The 23,603-nt window shown below is 60.4% G+C and carries 16 protein-coding genes; 2 read left to right on the top strand and 14 right to left on the bottom strand.

The window, feature by feature from the left end; translation table 11 throughout:
• Positions 1 to 939: 939 nt before the first annotated feature.
• A complete protein-coding gene (locus EKN07_RS11865) occupies positions 940 to 1,530 on the top strand; it encodes a hypothetical protein (RefSeq protein WP_125482485.1) in 591 nt (196 codons plus the stop codon).
• 702 nt (positions 1,531 to 2,232) lie between these two features.
• On the opposite strand, the gene EKN07_RS11870 is transcribed toward EKN07_RS11865, so the two are convergent.
• From EKN07_RS11870 to EKN07_RS11885, 4 genes are all read right to left on the bottom strand, one after another.
• A complete protein-coding gene (locus tag EKN07_RS11870) occupies positions 2,233 to 3,018 on the bottom strand; it encodes an ElyC/SanA/YdcF family protein (protein ID WP_206435728.1) in 786 nt (261 codons plus the stop codon).
• Between the two features lie 299 nt (positions 3,019 to 3,317).
• The gene (gene ilvC, locus EKN07_RS11875; protein ID WP_108716039.1) at positions 3,318 to 4,388 is read right to left on the bottom strand and encodes a ketol-acid reductoisomerase; all 1,071 of its coding nucleotides are present in this window, start codon (positions 4,386 to 4,388) and stop codon (positions 3,318 to 3,320) included.
• 143 nt (positions 4,389 to 4,531) lie between these two features.
• Positions 4,532 to 5,062 (bottom strand): acetolactate synthase small subunit, encoded by a 531-nt coding sequence (ilvN, locus tag EKN07_RS11880; protein WP_108716040.1) that lies wholly within the window; start codon positions 5,060 to 5,062, stop codon positions 4,532 to 4,534.
• 14 nt (positions 5,063 to 5,076) lie between these two features.
• On the bottom strand, positions 5,077 to 6,912 hold the full coding sequence (locus EKN07_RS11885) for an acetolactate synthase large subunit (protein ID WP_108716041.1): 1,836 nt from the start codon (positions 6,910 to 6,912) through the stop codon (positions 5,077 to 5,079).
• Between the two features lie 358 nt (positions 6,913 to 7,270).
• Here EKN07_RS11885 and EKN07_RS11890 point away from each other — a divergent pair, with 358 nt between their 5' ends.
• Positions 7,271 to 7,837 carry a hypothetical protein gene (locus EKN07_RS11890; RefSeq protein ID WP_126146508.1) on the top strand — a complete coding sequence of 189 codons (567 nt, stop codon included), beginning with the start codon at positions 7,271 to 7,273 and terminating at the stop codon, positions 7,835 to 7,837.
• A 132-nt stretch (positions 7,838 to 7,969) separates the two neighbouring features.
• Here EKN07_RS11890 and EKN07_RS11895 read toward each other — a convergent pair whose 3' ends face one another.
• The 10 genes from EKN07_RS11895 to EKN07_RS12690 all read right to left on the bottom strand — a co-directional run bounded on the left by EKN07_RS11895 (position 7,970) and on the right by EKN07_RS12690 (position 22,738).
• Positions 7,970 to 9,571, bottom strand: a complete 1,602-nt coding sequence (locus tag EKN07_RS11895) for a TrkA C-terminal domain-containing protein (RefSeq protein WP_108716043.1) — start codon at positions 9,569 to 9,571, stop codon at positions 7,970 to 7,972.
• Positions 9,572 to 9,896: 325 nt separating this feature from the next.
• Positions 9,897 to 11,729, bottom strand: coding sequence for a dihydroxy-acid dehydratase (ilvD, locus tag EKN07_RS11900; protein WP_108716044.1), 1,833 nt, complete (start codon positions 11,727 to 11,729; stop codon positions 9,897 to 9,899).
• 85 nt (positions 11,730 to 11,814) lie between these two features.
• Complete coding sequence (locus EKN07_RS11905; RefSeq protein WP_126146509.1) at positions 11,815 to 13,506, bottom strand: ABC transporter ATP-binding protein; 1,692 nt, start codon at positions 13,504 to 13,506, stop codon at positions 11,815 to 11,817.
• Positions 13,506 to 15,392 (bottom strand): ATP-binding cassette domain-containing protein, encoded by a 1,887-nt coding sequence (locus EKN07_RS11910; RefSeq protein ID WP_126146510.1) that lies wholly within the window; start codon positions 15,390 to 15,392, stop codon positions 13,506 to 13,508. The genes EKN07_RS11905 and EKN07_RS11910 overlap by 1 nt, the downstream gene beginning before the upstream one ends.
• 77 nt (positions 15,393 to 15,469) lie before the next feature.
• Positions 15,470 to 16,288 (bottom strand): heme ABC transporter ATP-binding protein, encoded by an 819-nt coding sequence (locus EKN07_RS11915; protein WP_240611234.1) that lies wholly within the window; start codon positions 16,286 to 16,288, stop codon positions 15,470 to 15,472.
• On the bottom strand, positions 16,285 to 17,421 hold the full coding sequence (locus EKN07_RS11920) for an iron ABC transporter permease (protein ID WP_241228196.1): 1,137 nt from the start codon (positions 17,419 to 17,421) through the stop codon (positions 16,285 to 16,287). The genes EKN07_RS11915 and EKN07_RS11920 overlap by 4 nt, the downstream gene beginning before the upstream one ends.
• Positions 17,418 to 18,515, bottom strand: a complete 1,098-nt coding sequence (locus tag EKN07_RS11925) for an ABC transporter substrate-binding protein (protein WP_126146511.1) — start codon at positions 18,513 to 18,515, stop codon at positions 17,418 to 17,420. The genes EKN07_RS11920 and EKN07_RS11925 overlap by 4 nt, the downstream gene beginning before the upstream one ends.
• A gap of 125 nt (positions 18,516 to 18,640) precedes the next feature.
• Positions 18,641 to 20,305, bottom strand: a complete 1,665-nt coding sequence (locus EKN07_RS11930) for an HtaA domain-containing protein (protein ID WP_126146512.1) — start codon at positions 20,303 to 20,305, stop codon at positions 18,641 to 18,643.
• Between the two features lie 589 nt (positions 20,306 to 20,894).
• Positions 20,895 to 21,155, bottom strand: a complete 261-nt coding sequence (locus tag EKN07_RS11935; protein ID WP_125482486.1) for a hypothetical protein — start codon at positions 21,153 to 21,155, stop codon at positions 20,895 to 20,897.
• 1,436 nt (positions 21,156 to 22,591) lie between these two features.
• Positions 22,592 to 22,738, bottom strand: coding sequence for a hypothetical protein (locus EKN07_RS12690; protein ID WP_164505508.1), 147 nt, complete (start codon positions 22,736 to 22,738; stop codon positions 22,592 to 22,594).
• Between the last annotated feature and the right edge of the window lie 865 nt (positions 22,739 to 23,603).

The raw sequence follows: 23,603 nt of genomic DNA on the forward strand, positions 1-23,603 counted from the left end.
TCCTCACCCTCGCCCACCGCCGCATCCTCACCCTATACGCCATGATCCGCGACGGCTCCCTCTACGACCCCCAACCAGCACAGCAACTACCCACCGCCGCTTGACAAACCACATAGGGGCACCCCCCTGTCCTTCCTGGATGCCTCCACATACACCCTTGCATACTTCTTCTATTACTCTCCACCCTGGCCTGCATTGGCAACCCACCACCGAATACTCATCACGATCCACGAATCTCACGGAAGGTTCTAGATGAGGCACCGAGCCACTTTCGCGGGCACACGTAATGAGTCTCGTTATAACCTTGACTACACCAGCTACCGCACATAGGGTTTTATATAATGTACAGCCGTATAGCCTTTTGGAGGCAAAAATGAAATCCGCACTCTTGGCAATGACAGTCGCTCTGTTGTGGAGTGCAGGTATACCCGCTGATAGTAGCGACAATCTCTCCAGAAATGACTCCCCCTCAGTCGAATCGGTCGAAGATCTGCCCAAGTCAGCAACGCTTGAGTCGCTCGAGACAGGTCCTGCCACCCCAACTTTGGACAGACAAAGCGGGGAGAGGCTCACTACTGAGGCTCTTCCGACTCGACAGATTCTTTCGCGCGCAGGATGCACCGGGACAACCGACCTGCCACATAAAAGCGGGCGCACGGCATCAGTTCATGCCAGGATCGAGTGTACGAGGAATGTTCCCTATCTTAAGACCGTTACAACACTTTATCGCCAGCGATGGTACGGGTACGAATCGCTCAAAACCGGCAGCTCTTCGACGACTAACAAAAAGACAAGTTACGTTGCCCACCCTCACTGGAATTGCTCCGGGACAGGAACGTACACAGACTGGGGTTTCTCCTCGCATTTCACACGATAGAACGGGGTCAGATATTACGCAAGGACCGGCAATGGAGGAGATAATAGCATTAGTCGATTTTCATGTTAAGAGCATTTAGATGGTCAAGGCTCGCGCTTGTCACGCTCGCCGCACTACCGGTCGTTACCGCTTGTACGTCAATTTCAGAAAAAGGAAGTGCTGCCAGTAGTGGTCCGGTTTTAGAGCTTGCAGCGGAGAGCCCCGCCGAACCTCCCTCCCTCATCGTGGACGAGACCGAGGTTTCACCCATTGAATTCAGATGGCTAATCTCCGGGCGGATGGAAACAGCGGCGGTTCCTCCATCCATAGAGAATGCTCCCAGTGTCGTCCTGCCGAAGGATCACCCAGAAACGCTGACACTGTACCTCCATGAAACGCCAGCGCCGAGCAACACACTCGTCAGACAATGCGAGAGAATCGGCAACGACGGGTTTCCCGACACCACAAGTTGTATCCATGAGGAGTACGGAGCGGGGTATACATCTAACTGGGTGGACCACCCGGCCGGACTCCAGTTGGATGTCGCGTTGCAGGCGGGCGTCCAGTTCGTCACCGTAACCATCCAGTACCCCAATGAGAATGGATGGGACGAGTCCATGTACGAGGACACGGAGAATCATGCCAACTATGCGTTCTTTCTTGGAACGGATTGAGGTGCAGCTTGCTGCACGAGCGAGCACCCATCGCGATGGGTATGTATCAGATCTCCTATTCACTGGGTTCGATTCGACACTGGCGTTGTTACTCCCGCTGGGAACACCATCGGGTGTCACCACGTGGAGCAATCTCGCAACGATACACGGTAGACAGTTGTCAGGGGCAACGTCCCTTCACGAACTGACTAACAGCAAGCGCGATGTTCGCGCACCAGAAGGCCAGATTTACGATGCGGCATACGCGGCAAACTTACTGGTCGCGTTAGACAGTCGCCCTTCGACCGAACCGTGGACTGCCTTGTTTTGGGGAGGCTACATCAGACACATGCGTACAGCCGCCCTGCCTGGGCCCGAAGACTCTTTTCTGCGGCCTTCTGAGCCATACGCGCTGATCCGGGAAACGTTAGCAGACATGGGGAATTTGACTCTCGCCTCACTGCCGTCACTCTGGTTTTCGCCAGATCTTTCGATTGTGATCACACAACCAATCTATGCGGACCGCCTATACGTTTCCTGCGGAACTGATATGGCAACGCAGCTGACGAACCACCTGCCTGATGTTTTCCCGATAGCTCCAACTGATCGGCTCCCCATCGAACAACACGACTGGGAAAAGGCCCACATAAACTAGGACGGCCGCTGGAGCGCGGTGGACCGCTCTGCCACGATGCGCGCCCATGTGTATCGAATCAGGTAAACCTAGCGCGTCGCCTCACCGTTGCCGGAAATTGGGATGACATCCCCCAGGTAGGTCGGCTTCGCGTTGGTGAGGCATTGCCCCCAATCGTGTACCCGCGCCAGCCATTCGCGCGCGTCTCGGCGGTTCTGCCCCGGATAGTCATTCCCACCAGACGGAACACCCCATACCGTCAGCCCGAGCGACTGCGCATCGTAGAGCGCACGGCCCAGGTGATACTGCTGCGTGACAACGATGGCATGATCGACGGCGAAGACATCACGCGCCCGGTACATGGTTTCATACGTCGAGAAGCCAGCATGGTCCTCGAATACGTCCTCCGAGGGTACCCCGTGCGCGACCAGCCACTCGCGCATTACCTTGACCTCGTTGTATACCTCGGTGGAGTTATCACCCGAGACCAGAATCTTTGGAGCTGCCCCCTCGTTATACAACTCAAGCGCGGTCTTCAATCGCTCTTCGAGCATGGCGCTCGGCTGACCGTTGGAGCGCACGGAGGCTCCAAGAACAATAATGCAGTCCGGATCGGCATCGGACGGCAGCGCTGCGGCACCCGCATACACGCGATCATGCGTTGTGCCCGTCACCCACTGATTGATTCCGACGCCGCCGCCGATCGCCAGCACAATAAGCGCCGCAAATGCGGTGCCCAAACGCTTCATCCACCGGCGTTGTACTACACCACCACTACCGCGATTACGAGTGTGGTCAGGCGTGTGGTCACGCGATGAATCTGCCGACTTCCCCGCATCGCGGAGGCTGCCCAATTCCTCCTGCTGCTTGGTCATGGGCACTACCCTAGCGGCCTAACCATGAAATCCAACGCGACCCGGCGGAAATCACACGCTTTTAACTAGGTGAAGCATCACAGTAGCACCTGCCCGAGCCGCGATTGGCACCGGGGATCCTGCCCGAGTCACGATTGGCACCGGGGTTCCTGCCCAAGTCCCGATTTACACCGGGGGTCCTCTCCTAGTCGCGATCCGCGAGGATGCACAGTACAACATCTGACGTAACCGGTACATGACTTGGCGGGCACCCGAATCCGGGTGCCCGCCTCGTACTATTCTGGCCGCTGCCGCCAATCTCAGCGGCCGGCTTCACCTTCCACGTAGTCACTATCCACAGCGGCGTTCCACGCGAACATCTTGCGGATCTCCTGACCGGTCTTCTCGATCGGATGGGCCTGATGCTCGGCGCGCAGACGCAGGAACTCCGGCGCACCGGCATCCTGGTCGTCAATGAAACGCTTGGCGAAGGCACCGGACTGAATATCGGCCAGCACATCCTGCATATGTTCCTTGACTTCGGGGCCGATCACCCGCGGGCCGGAGATATAATCGCCGTACTCCGCGGTATCGGAGCAGGACCAGCGCTGCTTGGTCAGGCCACCCTCGTTGATAAGGTCAACGATGAGCTTGAGCTCGTGGCAAACCTCGAAGTAGGCCATTTCCGGCTGATAACCCGCTTCGGTCAGCGTCTCGAAGCCGTACTGGATGAGCTGAGAGACACCGCCACACAGCACGCTCTGCTCGCCGAAGAGGTCGGTTTCGGTCTCCTCGCGGAAGGTCGTCTTAATCGCACCGGCGCGGGTTCCGCCAATGGCCTTCGCATATGACACGGCCAGGTCCCACGCCTGCCCGGAGGCATCTTGCTCCACGCATACCAGCACCGGCACTCCACGGCCTTCTTCGAACTGCCGCCGGACGGTATGGCCCGGTCCCTTCGGTGCAACCATGCAAATGTCGTGGCCTGCGGCGGGCTTGATGTAGCCGAAGTGGATGTTGAAGCCGTGGGAGAAGAAGATCGCTGCATCGGGCTTGATATTCGGCTCGATCTCCTTTGCCCATACGTGGCGCTGGGCCTGATCCGGTGTCAGGATCATCACCACATCGGCCTCACGCACGGCATCGGCCACGGAGGCCACCTTCAGCCCCTGCTCTTCGGCCTTCGCCACCGACTTCGATCCTTCACGCAGGCCAACAACCACATCCACACCCGAATCACGCAGATTCAGGGCATGGGCGTGCCCCTGCGAACCGTAGCCAATAATGGCAACCTTCTTGGACTGGATGAGCGCCAAATCGGCATCGTCGTCGTAATAGATCTCTGCCACGATATTCTCTCCTTGTTGTATGAGTTTTGGTTTTCTCTGTATTCGTCTTGTTCGTGCCGGGTTGCTACCGGTCCCGCCGGCGGGTAACGCGGGCCGCGAGCGGAATCATCCGGGGAAGCCACTTCGAGCGGCCCGGCCAACTTTCTCCGGCGCGCCCCGACCGCTCGCCTGCGGTGTTTCCTGCCTCACGCGCGGCGCAGCTGCATTTCCGCCGAGACACGCTCGGACAGTGAGCGGCTACCACGGCCGATGGCAACCGTTCCAGACTGAACGATCTCTTTAACACCATAGGGTTCCAGCGCGGCCAGCAGTGCGTTGACCTTACCGTCACTTCCGGTTGCTTCGATCGTCACCGTATCGGGGACCATGTCCACAACGTGCGCGCGGAAGAGATCCACAACCTGCAACACATTGGTTCGCGTTGCGTCGTCGGCTGCCACTTTCACCAGCAGCAGTTCACGCTGCACCGATGACTCCGGCTCCAGTTCCACGATCTTGATGATATTGACGAGCTTGTTCAGTTGTTTGGTTACCTGCTCCAGCGGGAGCTCGGCGGCATCCACCACCAGGGTAATACGGGAAAGGGCCGGATCCTCCGTCTCTCCCACCGCCAGGGAATGGATGTTGAAAGCGCGGCGCGCGAAGAGGCCGGCCACCCGGGTCAGAACGCCCGGCTTGTTCTCAACGAGAACGGACAGTGTATGACGAGTGTTCATGCTTCTTGTTCCTCTCACGCGTTGTCGTCGTCGAGTATCGGCCAGATTTCGCGTGCATACATGATCTGGTCGTTGGAAAGTCCGGCGGGAACCATCGGCCACACCTCGGAATTCGGCGAGGTGACGAAGTCAATCACCACGGGCCTGTCATTGATCTCCATTGCCTTCCGAATGGCATCGTCAACCTCGGAGGGATCCTCCACGCGCCAGGCGGCGCAGTCATACGCCTCGCCGAGCTTGACGAAATCTGGCACACGCGCAGTTCCCATGCCAGTGTCGAGCTCGGTGTGCGAGTACCGCTGCTCATAGAACAGGGTTTGCCACTGGCGGACCATGCCCAGGGAGGAATTATTGATAATGGCCACCTTGATATTGATGCCGTTGAGTCGGCAGGTTGCCAGCTCCTGGTTGGTCATCTGGAAGGAGCCGTCACCATCGATCACCCACACGGTTTTCTCTGGACACCCCTGCTTCGCGCCCATTCCGGCAGGCACGCCATATCCCATGGTTCCTGCACCGCCCGACGAGATCCACTGGCGCGGACGCTCGAAGGGGAGGAAATGCGTGGCCCACATCTGGTGCTGGCCGACTCCGGTCACATAAATGACATCGTCGCCGCCCACGATTTCGCCGATACGCGAGACCACGTACTGAGCGGCCATCGCCTCGTCCGAGGGCTCATCCCACGTCATCTTGTAGGTCTCACGCAGCGAGTCCAGCCGCTCCCACCACGGTGACAGATCGGCCTTCCCGTACTGCTCAACGGCCGCTTCAAACTCCTTGACCAGTTCTGCGGTTGTCTCCTTCAGATCGCCTACAATCGGCACATCCGCGTCGCGATTCTTCGAGATCTCTGCGGGGTCTATATCCACGTGGACGACCTTCGCCTCCGGGGCGAAACCCGCCAGCGAGCCGGTCACCCGGTCATCGAAACGTGAACCGAGGGCAACAATAAGATCAGCATTCTGCAGCGCGGCCACAGCGGCGACAGTTCCGTGCATACCCGGCATCCCGAGGTTATGCGGATGCGAATCGGGCACGGCACCGCGAGCATTCATCGTCGTCACGACGGCGGCGTCGGACATGTCGGCCAGTTTGACGGTATCGTCCGAGGCGCCGGAGCGGATCGCACCGCCGCCAACCATCAGAACGGGGCGCGACGCCGTCGCCAGCAGCCGGGCCGCCTCCCGCACCTGGCGCGCATTCGGTTTGGTCACCGGATGGTATCCGGGTAGGTCGAGCACCGGCGGCCACACAAAGTCAGCCTCCTCCACCTGCGCCGAGCGGGTCACATCCACCAGCACAGGGCCGGGACGACCGGTCGAGGCGATATAGAAAGCCTCCGCGATTCGCGCCGGGATCTCGGCGGCATTGGTGATCAGGAAGGAGTGTTTGGTCACCGGCATGGTCGCACCGACGATGTCGGCTTCCTGGAAAGCATCGGTACCGATGGAAGAAACGCCCACCTGCCCGGTAATTGCCACCATGGGAATTGAGTCCATATTGGCATCCAGCAGCGGAGTCACGAGATTCGTGGCCGCCGGGCCGGATGTCACAATACACACCCCGACCTTGCCGGTTGCCACCGCATACCCTTCGGCCGCATGCCCGGCGCCCTGTTCATGGCGCACCAGGATGTGCTTCATACCCTCCGCATCAAAAAGCGGATCGTAGGTGGGTAGGATCGCGCCGCCGGGCAGGCCGAACACTACCTCAACGCCGAGCTCCTGGAGCGAGCGGATAATCGATCTGGCGCCCGTGGACTTCTCACGGATGATGCGTCCGCCGTGCGTGCTTGCATCGGCAGCACGACTGGCGGCCACATCGGCCGGAGTCGGTGTCTTGGCCATGTTTCCTCCTATATTCGATGGCGGCAATAAAAAAGCCCCTCGATCGAGGGGCGCGGCACACAAGTAGCGAACCAGTGCGGCGCGCTACATACGTACCAGTGAAGTCGTCATGTGCATCACAGTAGCGAGCTACCCCGCCCCCACGCAAACCGAAGCGCAATCTTCTCACATAGTGGATCACGTTCTCACATGTTGGTCCGGCACGTGTGCTCCACGCATGACCATTCGCATGCCGAAACGCATCACCATGCCGCCCTCCGCATACGGCCATACCCGCCGGACACCTGTGTCCTGCACACACCGTCTCCACTCCTCGCGTGGGTCACCACCGACCCCATGTCACCGATACACTAACCCCATGGTGCACACACGTTGGGAGGTCTTCACCTCGCACGACGAGCCGGTCGGACTACTGTATCGACGCTGGGATGAAACCGAACTCATCACAGAGACGGCGTTTAGCAACGGCGAGCGGTTCTCGAGTCGCGTCCTCCTCTCCGGTAACTCGTGGACGCGCTGCGAATACACCGAAGACACGGATGACCCGATCATTCTTGATGCGCTTTCTCTCGAATATGAACCCGAGGATGCGATCCCCTCGCCTCTCGTCTTTCTGCTCGTGCAGCGCCTTGTAAACGAGGGCGCAGACCGCGCCGACCCGGTCGCCTTCCACGTTATCGACCCCTCTGACCGCAGCGGGCTCGCCCGCCCGGCAAGCATCTGGGTGCCCGACGTCAGCAGCATCGACGTGGAGATTGACGGCGTATTGGACTGGAGGTTCCGCATCGACAATGGTGCGATTGTCAGTGTCACCCACAGCAACTGCCTGGACTCGCGCGAGGACACGTCGTCCGGTGCCGCCGCTCGCCTGCGCGGGATTATCGACGACGCCCTAATAAAGCATCTCTTAGCACTTGAGGCGTGATCCTAACTGGTTGAGAATGCCGACGGATCCTCTCCGTCGGTATTCTCACTCTCTGCTTCGCATCTCGGCACGCCGAGTATCCCGGCACACCAGGCCAGAACGCCGATCCGAGACTGGCATCTGGTGCGGCCCTTACATACCGCCAAGCACCTGTGCCACAAGAATCTTCGTGATCATGGCTACGGGGTACACCAGCGCGTACCCAAGTGCCACACGAGGATCCGAGCCGGTGCGTCCGTTAGCGAAGGCCATAACTGCCGGCTGGGTCTGGGCGCCACCCAGCAAACCGGAGAGTTGCGTGCCACCCATCTTGAAAATGCCCCGCATCGCAACGTACAAGCCGACCGCCATAATCAAGGTAATAACGGCACCGAGAATAAGTATCTTCCACCAATGCCCACCGGTGAAGGCCGATACGATCTGACCACCGGCACGAGTACCCGCCTGCGCGAGGAAGATGAGCAAACCGAACTCTGCGAGCACTGAATTTACCGTATTCGGCAGTGCCGTCACCAGAGGGCCAATTCTGCCCACACGGCCCATAATCAGACCCATAATGAGTACACCCGCCGCAGCACCGAGCGAGAAACTACCGCCACCCGGAACCGGGATATCAATCTCGCCTATGAAGATACCGATCGCCAGCCCGATACCGAGTGCAACCGGGTTGACATCGGTCAGGCCCTTCGCCGAGTCGCCGAACCAGCGGGAGATCTCCTTGAGTTTGAGGGTCGGACCAACTACCCGCACTCGATCACCCATTTCCACCATGAAACCCGGCAGCGCAAGCATGTCGGTATCGCCGCGGCGTACGCGGGAGATCTTCGCACCCCACCGTTCGTCGAGCTCCCTATCAAGTTCCGCAATGGTCTTGCCGGCCAGTCTCGGCTCCGAAATCGTGATACGGCGGAAATCGAGGATACGACGATCAGCGCGGAGGGAATGTGAAGATCGGTGGCCGAGCAATTTGATAAATTCATCCACATCATCGACGGCGCCAACCACGTTGACAAGGTCGTCTTTCTCTAGGATGTCATCCTCGTTGGGGATCCAGATCGGCCCTTCTTCGCCATGCCGGTGCCGCGAAATCTGAATGCTTCCCTTCGCTTGCGCTAGAACATCGCTGAGCTTCGGCCGATCCGTGCGCTCAACACGAACTGATACATGAGTAACAACCGATGGGGCGTCCTGATCATTGGCGGCGTGGCGCAGTGCGATACCCGAGGCGGCAATCATCCCGATAACGCCGAAAAGATAGGCCATGGCGTAGCCGACGGTCGCCGCAGCTCCGTCGCCGGATGCGTCACTGGCGGCGAGCAACGCAGGCGTGTTCGTAGTTGCGCCGGCGAACGCGCCTGCCACGGTGGCGATGTCCATTTTGAACAGGCGTGTACCCATGACGTAGGCAACGCTTGCCGCCACAATGAACAGGCCGATCATGACGAGGTTAGGCCCGGCGGCGTGCCGCAAACTGCGGAAGAAGCTGACACCGGAATTGTTACCAATAGCAAAGGCGAAGAGCAGCAGGCCGAGTGTGCCGATCACCGGTTCAACGGCGACCTCCACCCCGTTGGATTGCCCCCAGGCAGCAATGATTATGGCGAGGAACAATACTGCCGCCGCGCCCAAGCTCACTCCGCGGACCTTGATTCTGCCCAGCAGCATGCCCACCCCGACAAGGAGGAACAGTAATAGCACCGACTGCTCCGCAAGATAGTTGAAGACGGCTGTCATACCTGGTTTTTCTCCCTTCAGCGGCGCAAAGTCAACGCATTGTCATGCTCACGCGCACCCGTCTCAATTTGACCACTACAAGTATCCCCGCCACACGCGCCTGAATATGGGCAGGGAGTCCTACGCAGGTCAAAATACCCGCTGATCAACAACGTATTCATCTAGCATCCGCCCTACCGCGGTTGATTTCACCGCCACGCTCGCCAAGACCGCTACGCTCATCAAGTGAGAGTCGCGGTCAGCGCTCACCCCTATCACGGTTGCTCTCACAGACATTGGTAGATCCATAGCAGACCGAGGCCCGGGCAATAGAGCCTCCGCTATCTCAGTCGATCTTCCGCACCGCTCCGTAGGCGGCCGATGTCGCCATGGAGGCATACGCACGCAGTGCTTTGGAAACCTTCCGGTCCCGTTGCACCGGCCGCCACGGCGTCGGACCCATCGCTTGGCGCCGACGCTCCAGCTCCGCATCGTCCACGGCGACCCGTAGCTGGCGGGTGGGGATATCGATGATGATCGTGTCGCCCTCCCGCACCAAACCGATGGCGCCACCGCCTGCTGCCTCCGGCGAGATATGCCCGATCGACAGCCCGGAGGTTCCACCCGAGAACCGGCCATCGGTGATAAGACCGCACACCTTGCCCAGGCCCAAACCTTTCAAGAACGAGGTCGGATAGAGCATTTCTTGCATGCCGGGCCCTCCCTTCGGGCCTTCGTAACGGATCACGACGACGTCGCCGGGATTCACCGACTTCGAAAGGATCAACTCGATTGCCGCCTCTTGGGAATCCACCACCCGCGCAGGACCTTCGAAGTGGAACAATGACTCGTCAACACCGGCGGTTTTCACCACTGCACCGTCCTCGGCCAGGTTGCCGAACAGTACGCACAGGCCGCCGTCAGCGGTATACGCATGGTCCACGGCGCGAATGCAACCAGCGACCGAGTCAAGGTCCAGCGACTCCCAACTCGCGTCCTGTGAGAATGGCGACGTCGTGCGTACCCGACCCGGCGCGGCGTGGAACAGATCCAGCGCCTCCGCACTGGGCGCCGTGCCGCGAATGTCCCACCTCTCCAACCAGGACTTCAGATCACTGGAATGAACGGAATGCACACCGTCACGCAACAGACCCGCCCGGAAGAGTTCACCGAGCAGCGCCGGAATACCTCCGGCGCGGTGGAAGTCCTCGATGTGGAACTGTGTGGAGTTCGGCGCGATCTTCGCCAGGCAGGGAACATGCCGAGACAATTCATCAATATCCCGCAGCGTGAAATCAACTTCGCCTTCTTGCGCCGCCGCAAGGATATGCAGCACCGTATTGGTGGAGCCGCCCATGGCAATATCCATCGCCATGGCGTTCAGGAAGGCGTCCCGGGTGGCGATGCTGCGAGGCAGAACGGATTCATCGTCCTCCTCGTAGTAACGCTTTGCCAGCTCCACGATCCGCCGACCGGCTTCCAGGAAGAGGTTCTTCCGCCGGTCCGCAGTGGCCAGGGTGGAACCGTTACCCGGCAGGGAGAGGCCGAGTGCCTCCGTCAGGCAGTTCATGGAATTCGCGGTGAACATGCCGGAACACGAGCCGCAGGTGGGGCAGGCGCTGGCCTCGACGCGTCCGAGCTGTTCATCGCTGACGGCGTCGTCGACGGAAATGGAGATGGCATCGATGAGGTCGGTACGATGATCGACCACTCCCTCCACCGCAGCACCAGACTCCATCGGACCGCCGGAAACGAAAATCGTCGGGATATTCAGGCGCAACGCGGCCATCAGCATGCCCGGAGTGATCTTGTCGCAGTTGGAGATGCATACGAGAGCATCGGCCGTATGCGCGTTAACCATGTACTCCACCGAGTCGGCGATGATCTCGCGTGACGGCAACGAGTAGAGCATGCCCTCGTGGCCCATGGCAATACCGTCATCAACGGCAATGGTATTGAACTCGCGCCCCACTCCACCTGCCTCGGCGATGGCCTGGCATACGAGTGAACCCATATCCTTCAGGTGCACATGCCCGGGAACGAAGCCCGTGTAGGAGTTGGCAACCGCAATAATCGGCTTACCGAAATCCTCAGACTCCATCCCGGTGGCGCGCCAAAGGGCACGGGCGCCCGCCATATTACGGCCAGTTGTCGACGTTGCTGATCGCAGTTGTGGCATGGTGTCCTCCTCTAAAGGCAATGCCACCAGCCTACTCGCCTCCCGCTGGCAATGAGCATATCGCCCGTTACATGATCATTTCCGACTATGAACCGGTCCGCACGTTAACAACACGGCCGCGATCCAACACGATGACCTGATCCACGTCACCTACCGACTCTAAACGGTGCGTCACCTCGACAATGGTCAGCTCCGGCATCGCCCGGGCAAGGTTCTCGCGAATTCTTGCTTCCAGCGCCGTGTTGAGATTGGCGGTGAACTCGTCGAGGACGAGCACACGCGGCTTCATCAGCAGGGCGCGCGCCAGGCACAGGCGCTGCGCCTGGCCGCCGGAGAGTCTGCTGCCGTTCTGCCCCACAGGCGTTGCCAGGGCATCGGGCATCTGCCGGATCTCCTCATCCAACCCGGCTAGACGCAGGGCGTTCCAGACCTCGTCGTCGCTGGCAGTGGGCGCTCCGAGGCGGATGTTCTCACCGATGGTGGCATCCAGAAGTTGATTCTTCTGCGCAACCACGACGACGGCACGGCGCAGCGAGTCAAGGGTGTAGCGGGAGATCGGCACACCATCCAGAAGCACCCGGCCGGATGTGGGATCGGCGTAGCGCAGCAGCATATGGATGGTGGTGGTCTTTCCCGAGCCAGACGGTCCGACCAACACGGCATGCCCGCGGGGCGGCACGTGAATCGACACGTTATCCAATGCGAATGCCGCCGCGCCGCCCTCCGATGTTTCATACGCGAAGGAGATATTCTCCCAAGTGATCGCCGGTGCCGTGTTCGGCGCATACTCCTCCGGCCCATCCCCAACCGCGGCCGGAGCATGGCTCATATCCCAGAGCCTCCGGGCAGCCGTCAGCGAGTGGTCGAGATAGCCGGCGGCATCCTCCACCCCGCGCGGCCCCTCGAATAACCGCAGAGTGCCGGCAGTCAGTGCCGCCGTGAGCACGGCAGTCTGCCCGCCCTGCGCGCAGCAGGCGGCGACGCCGACCAGCGATACCAACATGAGCAGGGTATTCGCGCCACGGCGAAAAGCGTTGGCCGTCCGTGCCGTTGCCGCACTGTGTGAAATCGTGGCGGAGAGCTGATCCGACTGGTCCACACGCTCCTCCTGCCGCCCGTAGCCGACCACTTCTTCGGTGCCGAACACGGAATCCGAGAGGTGATGTGAGAGGTCACGCCGTAACTCCAGCGTGTTGTGGGTGGCATTCATGGAACGCCGCAGGCCGACGAAGGGAACGACGAGCAGCGCCAACGCGATACACGCCGCGGGGATGACGACGATCCCCCATCCCACAACCGCACCGGTGACGAGAATCGCTGCAGTGGGCACGATATAGGCGGAGACGACGGGGGCGAAGGTATGCGCGTACACAACCTCGATACGGTCGACGTCGCGGGTCAGGCTGGTCAACACGTCACCGGAACGTGAATGAGCGACAATTCCGGGCGCCTTCGGCCACAGCTGTGCAAAAACGGCGGTTCGCAGTAATTCGAGAGCTTTGAAAGCGACGTAATGGCCGGTGAGTTGCTCCAGGTAGTACGCCACCGCTTTCAGCACCGCGATCACGACCAGCAGTGCGAGGATGAGCGATGTGTGGGCATGACCGGTGACAATGGCAACCACCCCACCGCCGGCCAGACCGAAGAGCGTAATGTCCAGGCTGAGATTGACCAGACGGAACAAGGTGGATGCGAGCAGAGGCTTGTGCACGGGCCGAGTGATCGATGTCAACCAGCGCACCAACTGGAACAGGTTCGGGTTCTTGGCTGAACTCATCACCGTTCTCCTTCCGTTGCGGTGGTCCGCAATGCTGTCTTCTTCTCAACATCCGCGTACGCACGTAAAACACCACCGTCGAGTTCCCATACGCTGTCGGCGAGCCGCAGCAGCGACGGCCGGTGGGTGACGATAAGAACGGTCCAGTCGTGGTCCAGCTCGGTGATCGCGTTGATGATATGCGCCTCCGACTCCATATCGATCTGCGACGTCGGCTCGTCCAGCAGCAGGATGCGACGCCCGGAAAGGAAGGCCCGGGCTAGAGAGAGGCGTTGGGCCTGGCCACCGGAAATCAGCGCGCCCTCTTCTCCGGCCGGAGTGTTCAATCCCAGCGGCATGCGCTCTATATCCTCCGCCACATGAGCCTTCCGTAGCGCCGCCCACATCTCCTCCTCGGTGGCATCGGGCCGGGCCAGGCGCAGGTTCTCCGCGATGGTGGTGGTGAACAGCCATGTTGTCTGTGCCACCGATGCGCTCTGCCTGCGGATCCACGCAGCGTTGTGATCTGCGGCGTTCTCACCACCCAGCAGGAGACGTCCACCCTGCAGGGGCTGTGAGCCGCGCAAGAGCGCCAACAATGTCGACTTGCCGGCACCCGAGCGCCCGACAATTGCGACCTTGCCTCCCTGTGGCACGGCGAGATCAATGCCGTGTAGCACCGGGCCACGGCCGTAGTCGTAGGTGAGGTGGTCCGCTTGGATGGCGAGTGCCGGATCGACAGCCGGGAATTCTCCGGCGAGCGCGGCAGCATCCGCCGTCGCTGTTGAAGCTTCCGACGCGGTGGCTTGCACGGTTGATGCGCTTTGCTTTCCCATGTTCCCAGTGGCTGCCACACCGGTTGTGGAGCTCTCCGCAGCCGTCGTCTCGGATACGGCGCGCTCAGCGGACGAAAGGTACCTGCCGATGGCGCGCTCTGCGGCCATACCTCCCATGCCGATGTAGAAGAAGCCGGCCACCTGGACGAGCGGTTCTAGGAGCAGCGCCGCAAGGAGCATAATCGTGAGCGCTTGACTCACCGTCACTGCTCCGGCGTGCACGCGGGCCACGGTAACCGCGGCTGTGCAGCAGATAAGCGCCAAGGAGAACAGTCCATCCATCACAATAATCACGACCTGGTTTCCGGCCAGGAGGCGCATGATGGCGCCACGGTTCTTCTCCCCCTGCTCGCGCAACTGCGCCTCAATACGCGGGCCCGCCCCCAGCAGGCGAATTGTCACCAAGTTACGGATGGCGTCGAGATAACGGCCCGCCAACTTGGCCCGCTCAGACCTAGAACGCGCCGAGGTCTTCCGGAAGGCCCGCCGAAAGGCGACGATCAGGAGTGGGATCAACGGGCAAAGCATCATAATGAGCAACCCGACCACCGGATCAATTGCTATCGCCACATACCCCAGCGTGAGGAAGGGAATGGCGATGGAGGCAACTGTGGCGCCGTAATACGTCTGTCGGTACTCGGTCAGGCGCTCCAGGTTATCGGTCATCAGCGTGATCAGGCGCGCGGAGGTGAACTCGGTCTCGTTGTTGCGCGGCAGAGTGGCAGAACGGAAAACGACTTCCAGGAGCCGGTGGCGGATGCGTCGTTCCTCCGCTCGGGCCGCCGCACCTCCATACTTGATCTCCGCGAAGGCACAGACACCGGCCAGTACCGCGCCGCATGCGGCGACGATCCACAGCGCTGCCGGTTCCTGCCCGTTCCAGGCCCGGCCCAATGCCGATCCGGTGGCGATCAAGGCCACTGCGGTACAGCTTGCAGCCAGCAGGCGGAGTACCGCCACAATGCGGATATCCCGCTGACCGTACGGGGTAAGAACAACCTGCCGGTACGATGGCCCCCGCCTTCGTCGGCGATCCGCACCTGCAGACCGGGCGTGTTCACGGCTTGTCATCGTGCTCCTTCATCTTCTCTGTCATGCTTCTTCATGTTTCTGCACATGCCTCGCCATTTGAGGCATATGCGCTCGTATCACCGTCCGCGGCCACGCCGCACGGGCATAACGGCTGTTTTACCACCGAGAAGTGTGACTACTTCGATCGGCCAGTCGTATACCGTGCTCAACCTCTTCGAGGTGAGGACATCGGCGGGAGGACCACAGGCGACGATGCGGCCGCTTCGCATGAGGGCAACGGTGTCGCAGAAGGTGGCGGCCAGTTGAATATCGTGCATCACCGCGACGACGGCGGCACCGCCGTCGGCAAGTTCGGCGCACAGTTCCATCGTCCGTTCCTGGTGTGCGATGTCGAGGGCCGCCGTCGGCTCATCTAAGAAGACGATGGGCGTCTCCTGTGCCAGTACACGCGCAAGTGTCACCCGCGCCTTCTCTCCGCCGGAGAGTCTTGTAACATCGCGGTCAGCCATCTCCGCTACCTCTGTGCGTTGCATGGCGGAACACACAACTTGCTCATCCCGAACAGGGTCCTTACGCCAACATGAACGCCCCATATGCACGATGTCGTGCACGAGGTAAGAGAACGGAAATTCGCTCGACTGCGGCATAACCGCACGAACGCGCGCCAGATCGCGCCGCGTGTACTCCGTCAGCGCGCGGCCGTTGAGCATAACGCCGCCGTCGCTGCGCAGATCGCCGGCCAGGACGCCGAGTAGGGTTGATTTGCCCGCACCATTGGGGCCAAGCAGGCCGAAGACCTCCCCATGGTGGACCGTGACGTTGACATCGCGGAGAACGGGCCGACGACCGTAGGAGAAGTTGATCTTGTGCCCATCTATCGCGACCGCGTGCATCTCGGCCTTCTCCGTCGCTCGGGTGTGGGGGTGGTGTGTCATGGCATCCTCCCACCGCCACGGAGCTTCGTCCGCAGCAGAATAAAGAAGGTTGGCCCTCCGACCAGGGCGGTGAAGATACCGATGGGGAGGTCGGCAAACGGTATGAGTGTACGGGCGACAGTATCCGAGAGCGTGATAAGTGCCGCGCCTCCCAACATGGTGGCGGGAATCAAGAACCGGTTCAGTGGGCCGATGGCAAGCCGTAGAACATGTGGCACGATCAGCCCGACGAAGGCGATCACCCCCGCATAGCTGACAGCCGCCGCAGTCAGTAACGCACTCAGGGCGATTGCGACGAGGCGCAGTCGCCCCACATTCAGCCCAACATGGCCCGCGGCGCTTTCGCCCAGCGCCAGCGTGTCAAGCGAAGGGCTCAGAAGCACCGCACAGGGCAGCGCCACGAGCGCAATGGCTCCAACGATTGCAACCTGCATCCAGGTCGCCCCGCCCAAGGATCCCATCTGCCAGAAGACGATCTGGTCACGTGCCGCCGTCGGTGCCAAATAGGTGGCAATCGAGGTCAAGGCCGTGCACACCGCCGTTATCGCGATGCCGACGAGCACGAGAGTCAGCACATCTGCTCTTCCGCCGGAGCGGGACAGCAGGTAAACCGTCATGGCGGCGAACAGGCCGGAACAGAAAGCCGCCAACGGCACACTGAAGCCACCAAGCGCATGTGGTACAAGCACAATCGCGACCGAGGCGCCGACGGCCGATCCGGAGGAGACCCCTATAATGCCTGGCTCGGCAAGGGGGTTGGAGAAAACGGCCTGCATCACCGTGCCGGCGACTGCCAACGACGCACCTATGAGTAGGCCCAGCACAATGCGCGGAAAACGGATGTTCCAAAGCGCGGCGATGACAACGGGGTCATCTACGGGCTTCGCGAGTCCGATACGAGAAGCTAGGGCACGCCACACGTCGGAAGCCGACACGGGATACTGGCCGACACATGCTGACACCGTCACCAGTACCAGGACACACGCGACCAGCATGCCGAAGGTGATCAACCGTCGCCGACGACGGCGACGCAGCCCGGCAGAGGCAGCAGACGGCTCGGCGTCGCCGTCGCGCCCCCGCGTCGGCAAGGCAATTTCCAGCGGATGACCGCCAACATCCGTTGCGGCACTCACCCGGCGTCATCCACCCCGTACAGTACCCGTCCTATCGCGAGCAAGGTGTCGCCGGTCTGCGGACCAAACGAGAGTGAAATACCATCGGGGATCGAGACAATCCTCTGGTTCGCTCCCGCGCGCGTTTCGCTGACTCCGGCGCGGCTGAGGAGGCCGTCAACGCCTCCCGTGGATTCCAAGCCACCGGACATCACCAGAATTACCTCTGGATCTAAAGTGAGCAAAGCCTCTGCGTTCGCCGGGGTTGTCGCCGTGATTCCATTCGCACTGGCAACATCGTAGCCCCCGAGTGCGGTGATTAACGCCGTCGCCCCATCTTCCTCACCCAGAATGAAGAACACGCCTGCCGTCCCGCGTACATAGAGAAAGACTATGTGCAGGGGTTCCTCGGGCTCCCACTGTGCGATTTGTTCAATCGCCGAATTCGTCTCAGCTTCCGTACGCTCCACGAGGGCTTGCCCGGCCTGCGGTACCCCAAGCGCGTCGGCAACCGACTGGATAAGCGGCCCGGTCGATTCGATGGACCGTTCCGAATCGAGAATGATCACTGGAATACCCGCTGCTTTCACTTGGTCAATGACCTCAGGAGGCCCAATGCTACGGTCCGCGAGAATAACCGTCGGATTGAGGGCAAGAATTGCCTCCGCATTGAGCGAGTGCCCGTTCTCAGTGACAACCGGGAGGTCGGCCAGCTGATTCTCCGTGGAAGAGACCGTTCGCCCCACGATATTCTCGCCGTAGCCGAGCGAAATCACCGTTCGGGAAAACGTGCCATACAGGTCCAGTGCGAGGATTCGCGAGGTGTCCGTAACTGTCACACTGTTACCCTCGGCATCCGTCACCGTCGCGGGGAGCTGCTGCGCGTAACTCCCCTCAATCGGCTCCGGATCGGGAATGTCTTCCGCCTCGGAGAGCCCGGTCAAGGAATGTGCGTCCGGAAGGTCGAGGGTCTCGGCTGTCGTGCCGCTTGCAGGAGCAGACGCTGTGGCCGCCGTCGATGACGAGGCGGACGGGCTGTTCTCCGCGGTGTCACTTCCGCAGCCGGACAAAAGTAGCGTGACACATGCTGCGAGAGCTGTCGTCGTTCTCTTCATCGTACTTTCCGTACTTTCTACCAGTTACGAGGTGGGACGGAGCAGCACAACTCCGTCCCACCGTTTCAGTTCACTTTTGCACCCCTACGGCACTCGGTGCGGGTTCACGGCGCACCAAGCCTGAGTCAGATAAGTGCCCGCCGCCGAGCGACCAGCACGGCGGCGCCCAAAGCGAGGGAAACCAACGCCAGCGCAACAGCAGTGGTAACATCCGCACCAGTGCGCGCAAGCGAGAAGGCACTTTCGCCGCTCGCCGACCGAGATACCTCATTGCCGAAAGCATCGTAGGTCACCAACTCGCCGGTATGCGGGTCACACGCGGTCGCGTTCGTCAACGCAGCCGAGCCGCTGAAGGTGTCAAGAGCCTCACCGGCCGAATAGAAGCCCGCGAACGCTTTTGCACCCGACTCGGTCAACGTCACGCTGGAGGTCAGGAAACTCAGCGATGTGCCAGAGACGTTCACGCTGGAGAAGCGGACGCTGGCGAACGCCACCTTGCCATAGTCAGTCTTGTTGCCACTTGTATCGCTGGACGAAACGTTCAGGTAGAGCGTTCCCGTCTGACCGTTGATCTGCAGCTCCGGATTCGCGATCATCATATCCAGCAGCCCATTGTGCCCGGTGAAGTGAACCGCGCCACTGTAATAGACCGTCCCGGAATTAGAGGAAGTATCAAACAGACCGCCGCGGGCCGTGAAATTGAACTGCGATCCTCCCCAGTTCGCACCGCTGGCTGTTGTCCAGTTGCCCTTGGCAATGGAACCGCGGATGTATGTGGTGAACGAAGAACGCAGAGCCCATGACAGCGTGCCGGAAGTTACGCGCTTCTTAGTCGGATCAACCGTGCACTGTCTGGCCGCACTTCCCGAGGTAGCGGACTGGGGCGAGTTCGTCGTAGGCGTCGTTCCGGTGCCACCGGTGTTCTTCGGGGTACTCGTCGAAGCGGAAGGCGACGACGACGGAGAAGTCGTTCCCGGATTTGTAGTCGGCTCTGCAGTGGTAGGAGCCGTCGTCGGCTCCTCCGAGGGATTGGTGGTCGGTTCCTCCGAGGGATCGGTGGTCGGCGTAACGGTGGGTTCTTCCGACGGTTCAGTGCTCGGTTCAACAGTCGGCTCCGCTGACGGCTCCGCCGTCGTCGGCTCCTCAGTTGGCACCGCCGAGCCCGTCACCGTTACCGTAATGGGGTCGAGACTAGTGCCGGCACTATAGAAACCTCCGAACCCGGCCGCACCGGCGTCGGTCAGAGTCACCGTAGAAAAGTTGATCGTGGAAGTCAGAGCGTTCGTTACGACGGAGCTGCCGCTGAGCGTCGCAAAGTTGACCTGTCCGTAGTTCTGCATCTCACCCGTCGCCTGGTCCTTCGATGACACAGTCATCTGCAACGTGGACGTGCCATTCGGGATGTAGCTAATGACCGGATTGGAGAAGGTGATGTCGAGGACGCCCTCGTGTCCCGTTGAGTGGATCGCACCGGACAGAGCCAATGTACCCGCGTTATCGGGATCGAAACTCTGGCCACTGGCAACGGGAAAATGATAGGTTCCGTCCGCGTTCACGGAGGCGCCACCACTTGCCGAAGTCTGCCCACCAACAAAGGGGCGGGCTAGATAGTCGCGCCAAGACGACTTCAACCCCCAGTCCATCGAGCCGGTAACCGGAACGCTCTGAGCGCGCACTACTACCGGCTCCGGTGCCGCTAGCGCAGCCGACGCGGCTGCCGAAATCCCACCGCAGGCAAGAACGCTCGCCGCTAGTACCGCGACCAGCTTGCGCCTCGTCTTCACGAACATACATATTCCCTTCGCAGATACAGTGGCCCGCGCAGCCCGAGCGGCCGCAACAAGCACCTTTAGGTTAGCATGCCCTAACCCAAAGATGTGTCTCCGTGAGTAAAATGCGGCTCACACCACCCTATTGACGGTTATCAACCGGCGGGGAAAAGGCCGGTGAGCGAGAACCCCGCCGCTATTGCTGTAGCTGCTGCAACAGCCTCTTGCATGCTACCGATAGCCACGAGCCTCCGACAAGGAATCGAGCCACATGCGGGCAATTTCACGAATCGTCGGCACATGTGAACGTTGAAGGTGAGAGGCAACCATGAGCTATTCGCACGCACATGTGGCAGGGCCGTAGCGTCCGACAAATGATGCTCCAATTCCCGCCCAAACGAGAAGTGCCGAGTCCAGGCGAATCGCATAGTCGGCGGAATTCAGCCAACTCTTAGAATCATCCGGCCGGGTCGTCGGTTTTCTGGACGGACTCTGGCTCAACACCCACCCTCACCGGTTGACGACTATAAGGCTCACCATCTGACGACCATAAGGGCCGCCGCTCAGGTGGGCCTTGTCCAAATCCCGTCCAAACGACGCGAGCGCGGCGCTACGGCCATCGCAAATCCGCGAGATTCCGCCATTCCTTAACTGGAGACGTTCCATATTCTTCTCGTTTGGACGGGATTTTGACATAGATGGAATCGACCTTGACAGCGAGGATGAGCGTGATGCCGAAGAAGGCAACAGAGACAGTGCGTTTGGTGCGTGTGCGACGCATAGTGGGCCCGGCATCATGGGCCTGAATACGAGTAGCGGCGTGACAGGCCGGGGTGACGGCGGGAAGAAGACGAGCCGTCCCTGGCGGCATCGAACTTGCTTTTCGGTTCTAGCGATCAGCCGCCGGGTCGAGTTGGTGGGGTGGTGCGGGTGTGGCCTAATCTCGTTGCGCGCTTGAGCGTTCTCAGTTCGATAGGAGCGCAGGCCTGATTGTCCAGATCCCGTCCAGACGCCGACACTATGGATTGCTTCCAATTTAGGAACGCCGGAATTCCGCGGATTAGAAGCGATGGTTACTTCACGAACTCTTCGTTTGGACGGGATTTGGACAGTTGGCGCCATTGACGGAGGGATGTCGGCGGAGCAGAGCGGTACTTTGAGATGCTATTGCGTCAGCGATGTATGAATACACAAGGTAGGCAGCATGCTCGGTTGGCGTAGGGCATACAGCTGAAGCCCGTCACTTTGTTGGGGAGCCCGGATTCTTGGGGTGATGCGTTTGTTGGCTGGACCCGTTACCTTGTTGGTGGTTCCGGGTGGTCCGGGGCTGGGCCAGCCGCTGTGGGCATGATGTCTTGCCCCTGTCGTTTGATGATCCGGGGTGCCCAGAGACGCAGCGGATACTGCCGGGGCCGGCGGCGGTGGCCATGACGGTGTTCTGACTAATGCGCTGGTGCGGTTCGTGGTGTTATGAATCCGGGGGACGATTGGGAAGATCGGAAAGGTCCGTCGAGAGGTCCACGTTGTTGGGTTTACATGCCAGCACGCGCTCTAAGGCAAGGGCGTGATAACGCGTTTCGGTGCCGATGACGGACAGGTCAGTGCCATTGCTATTGCTTAGAAACTCGGCCTCGAAAACAGAACCGGATCCGGTATATCCGTCGAAGATCACCCCGTCGCGCGGGGGTCACCATGCGAAGCCACCGTGCAAGGGCGTGGTGGTCTTTTGGCGGGTGGTCTTTCGGTGTTGTGAACTTCCCTGGCTTGATCAGGGAAGCGACATGTCGGGTAGGGCTTGGGCCGATATTGCTGAAGATCGGGGAGGGTGCTACGCCGTCCTCCTGGTCAAGCCGGAGGATTCTTCGGGGCATTGCGCCCTCCTGCCAAAGAACGCCTCCAGCGGCATCGAGTCGGGCGAAACTCCGCTCCGGCAATCGCCAGCCCGTTGTAGGGGTGAAGGTCTCGCCTGTCGCTGAGGTAACCGTGTAGTGGTACGCGTATGCTTCGTCGCGGGCAGTCAGTGGTGCGGGACGTGCTGGGATTCCTCCACATGTGAACTCGTAGGATCGCATCCATTGTTTGTGTTCGCGTGCGTAGCGCCGCATGGCGCGTCCTGCCACCGAATCCGGGTCGAGCACGCCATCCTCTCGGGCCTGATTGTAGGCATCCTGTGCGCGCCTAAGGAACGCTGTGGCACCTCGTCGCGGCTCATGCCATTCCTGGTTCCGCTGTTTCTGTTTAGCGAAGGCCAGGATGTACCCAACCCCCTCCGCGGGTATACGCTCCGCCGGGATAGCCCTTGCCCTTTCAGATGAGTAGTCGCAGAAAGTTCCCTTCTCCGAACACCTCCTCCAAGGTGAGCCAGAGCCGGGGCAGTTCGCGGTCGCCAACCACCAGCAGCACAACTCCTGAGTTCTTCAGGATCATGCGGCCAACGGTGAGAGGTTCCCGCATGTGTTCTACTCATTCGACGGCCGTGCGAGACGCTTCGTGCTGCGGGTCATGGTTGACGTTGTACGGCGGGTCAAGATCGAGCGTGTCGACGCTACCGGTCAGCAATGACGCCATCACCGTGAGGGCATCACTGTTCAGAAGATGATAAAGTCGCCACAGTCCCTCCCAACCGAGATCACAAGTGTCGGCATCGAGGCCCCGAGGAAGACCCCGGACAGTGTCAGTCTATCGAGAACAAGCCAATCAAACATTCGCCCGCACACTATCATCGTCCGTTGTATATCGGAATGCACCTCGCATTGCCGCTCGCCACTGGCGGTGGTCGGTGGACAGCTAATGTGGAATTCCCTCACGGCACGTCCTAACACATCACCCGGAGGTAGTGGCACAGTTGGCGAAGATCTTGCCATAACCTACCTCCGGCCGAAGATGTCGCTCCACCTCGTGCAATAATCGTTGATATCTCACCGCATTATGCCCCGAGCCTCTATCGCCCCGATGTCGTTCCACTTAATCCGCACACCATACGCATGCGGTTCAATTCTCGCGCGAACTCCTGTTTGCAATTGTTGCCGAGCGCATCAACTACGCCATCCCAATGAGGCGAGTCGAGGAGACCATCGTGGCTATCAGCTCGGGATAATCTTCGGGCTCCTACTTGCTTGCTGGCAAACCGCAAGGCGCGATGGCCCAAACACGCAGGCGTGGTGGATCTTGGTCGAGGTGCTGCTGGGGACTGTGTTTGCCGCCGTCCTTGTTGGTTTTCATGGTTGGCACTGTTGTCTCTGCATCATCGTCGCAGTGTTTGCCCGTCGGCGAATACTAACGGTCGATGAGCCAGGGGAATGATCCACGAGACGGCGAG

The organism is Actinobaculum sp. 352 (assembly GCF_003957265.1).
Lineage (GTDB): Bacteria > Actinomycetota > Actinomycetes > Actinomycetales > Actinomycetaceae > Asp313.

Bases quoted from the DNA above. Each gene is read 5' to 3' on its own strand.
- EKN07_RS11865 (WP_125482485.1), top strand. From the start codon at position 940: ATGTTAAGAGCATTTAGATGGTCAAGGCTCGCGCTTGTCACGCTCGCC.
- EKN07_RS11870 (WP_206435728.1), bottom strand. From the start codon at position 3,018: ATGACCAAGCAGCAGGAGGAATTGGGCAGCCTCCGCGATGCGGGGAAG.
- ilvN (WP_108716040.1), bottom strand. From the start codon at position 5,062: ATGAACACTCGTCATACACTGTCCGTTCTCGTTGAGAACAAGCCGGGC.
- EKN07_RS11885 (WP_108716041.1), bottom strand. From the start codon at position 6,912: ATGGCCAAGACACCGACTCCGGCCGATGTGGCCGCCAGTCGTGCTGCC.
- EKN07_RS11890 (WP_126146508.1), top strand. From the start codon at position 7,271: ATGGTGCACACACGTTGGGAGGTCTTCACCTCGCACGACGAGCCGGTC.
- EKN07_RS11895 (WP_108716043.1), bottom strand. From the start codon at position 9,571: ATGACAGCCGTCTTCAACTATCTTGCGGAGCAGTCGGTGCTATTACTG.
- ilvD (WP_108716044.1), bottom strand. From the start codon at position 11,729: ATGCCACAACTGCGATCAGCAACGTCGACAACTGGCCGTAATATGGCG.
- EKN07_RS11905 (WP_126146509.1), bottom strand. From the start codon at position 13,506: ATGAGTTCAGCCAAGAACCCGAACCTGTTCCAGTTGGTGCGCTGGTTG.
- EKN07_RS11910 (WP_126146510.1), bottom strand. From the start codon at position 15,392: ATGACAAGCCGTGAACACGCCCGGTCTGCAGGTGCGGATCGCCGACGA.
- EKN07_RS11915 (WP_240611234.1), bottom strand. From the start codon at position 16,288: ATGACACACCACCCCCACACCCGAGCGACGGAGAAGGCCGAGATGCAC.
- EKN07_RS11925 (WP_126146511.1), bottom strand. From the start codon at position 18,515: ATGAAGAGAACGACGACAGCTCTCGCAGCATGTGTCACGCTACTTTTG.
- EKN07_RS11930 (WP_126146512.1), bottom strand. From the start codon at position 20,305: ATGTTCGTGAAGACGAGGCGCAAGCTGGTCGCGGTACTAGCGGCGAGC.
- EKN07_RS11935 (WP_125482486.1), bottom strand. From the start codon at position 21,155: ATGCCGCCAGGGACGGCTCGTCTTCTTCCCGCCGTCACCCCGGCCTGT.
- EKN07_RS12690 (WP_164505508.1), bottom strand. From the start codon at position 22,738: ATGCGGGAACCTCTCACCGTTGGCCGCATGATCCTGAAGAACTCAGGA.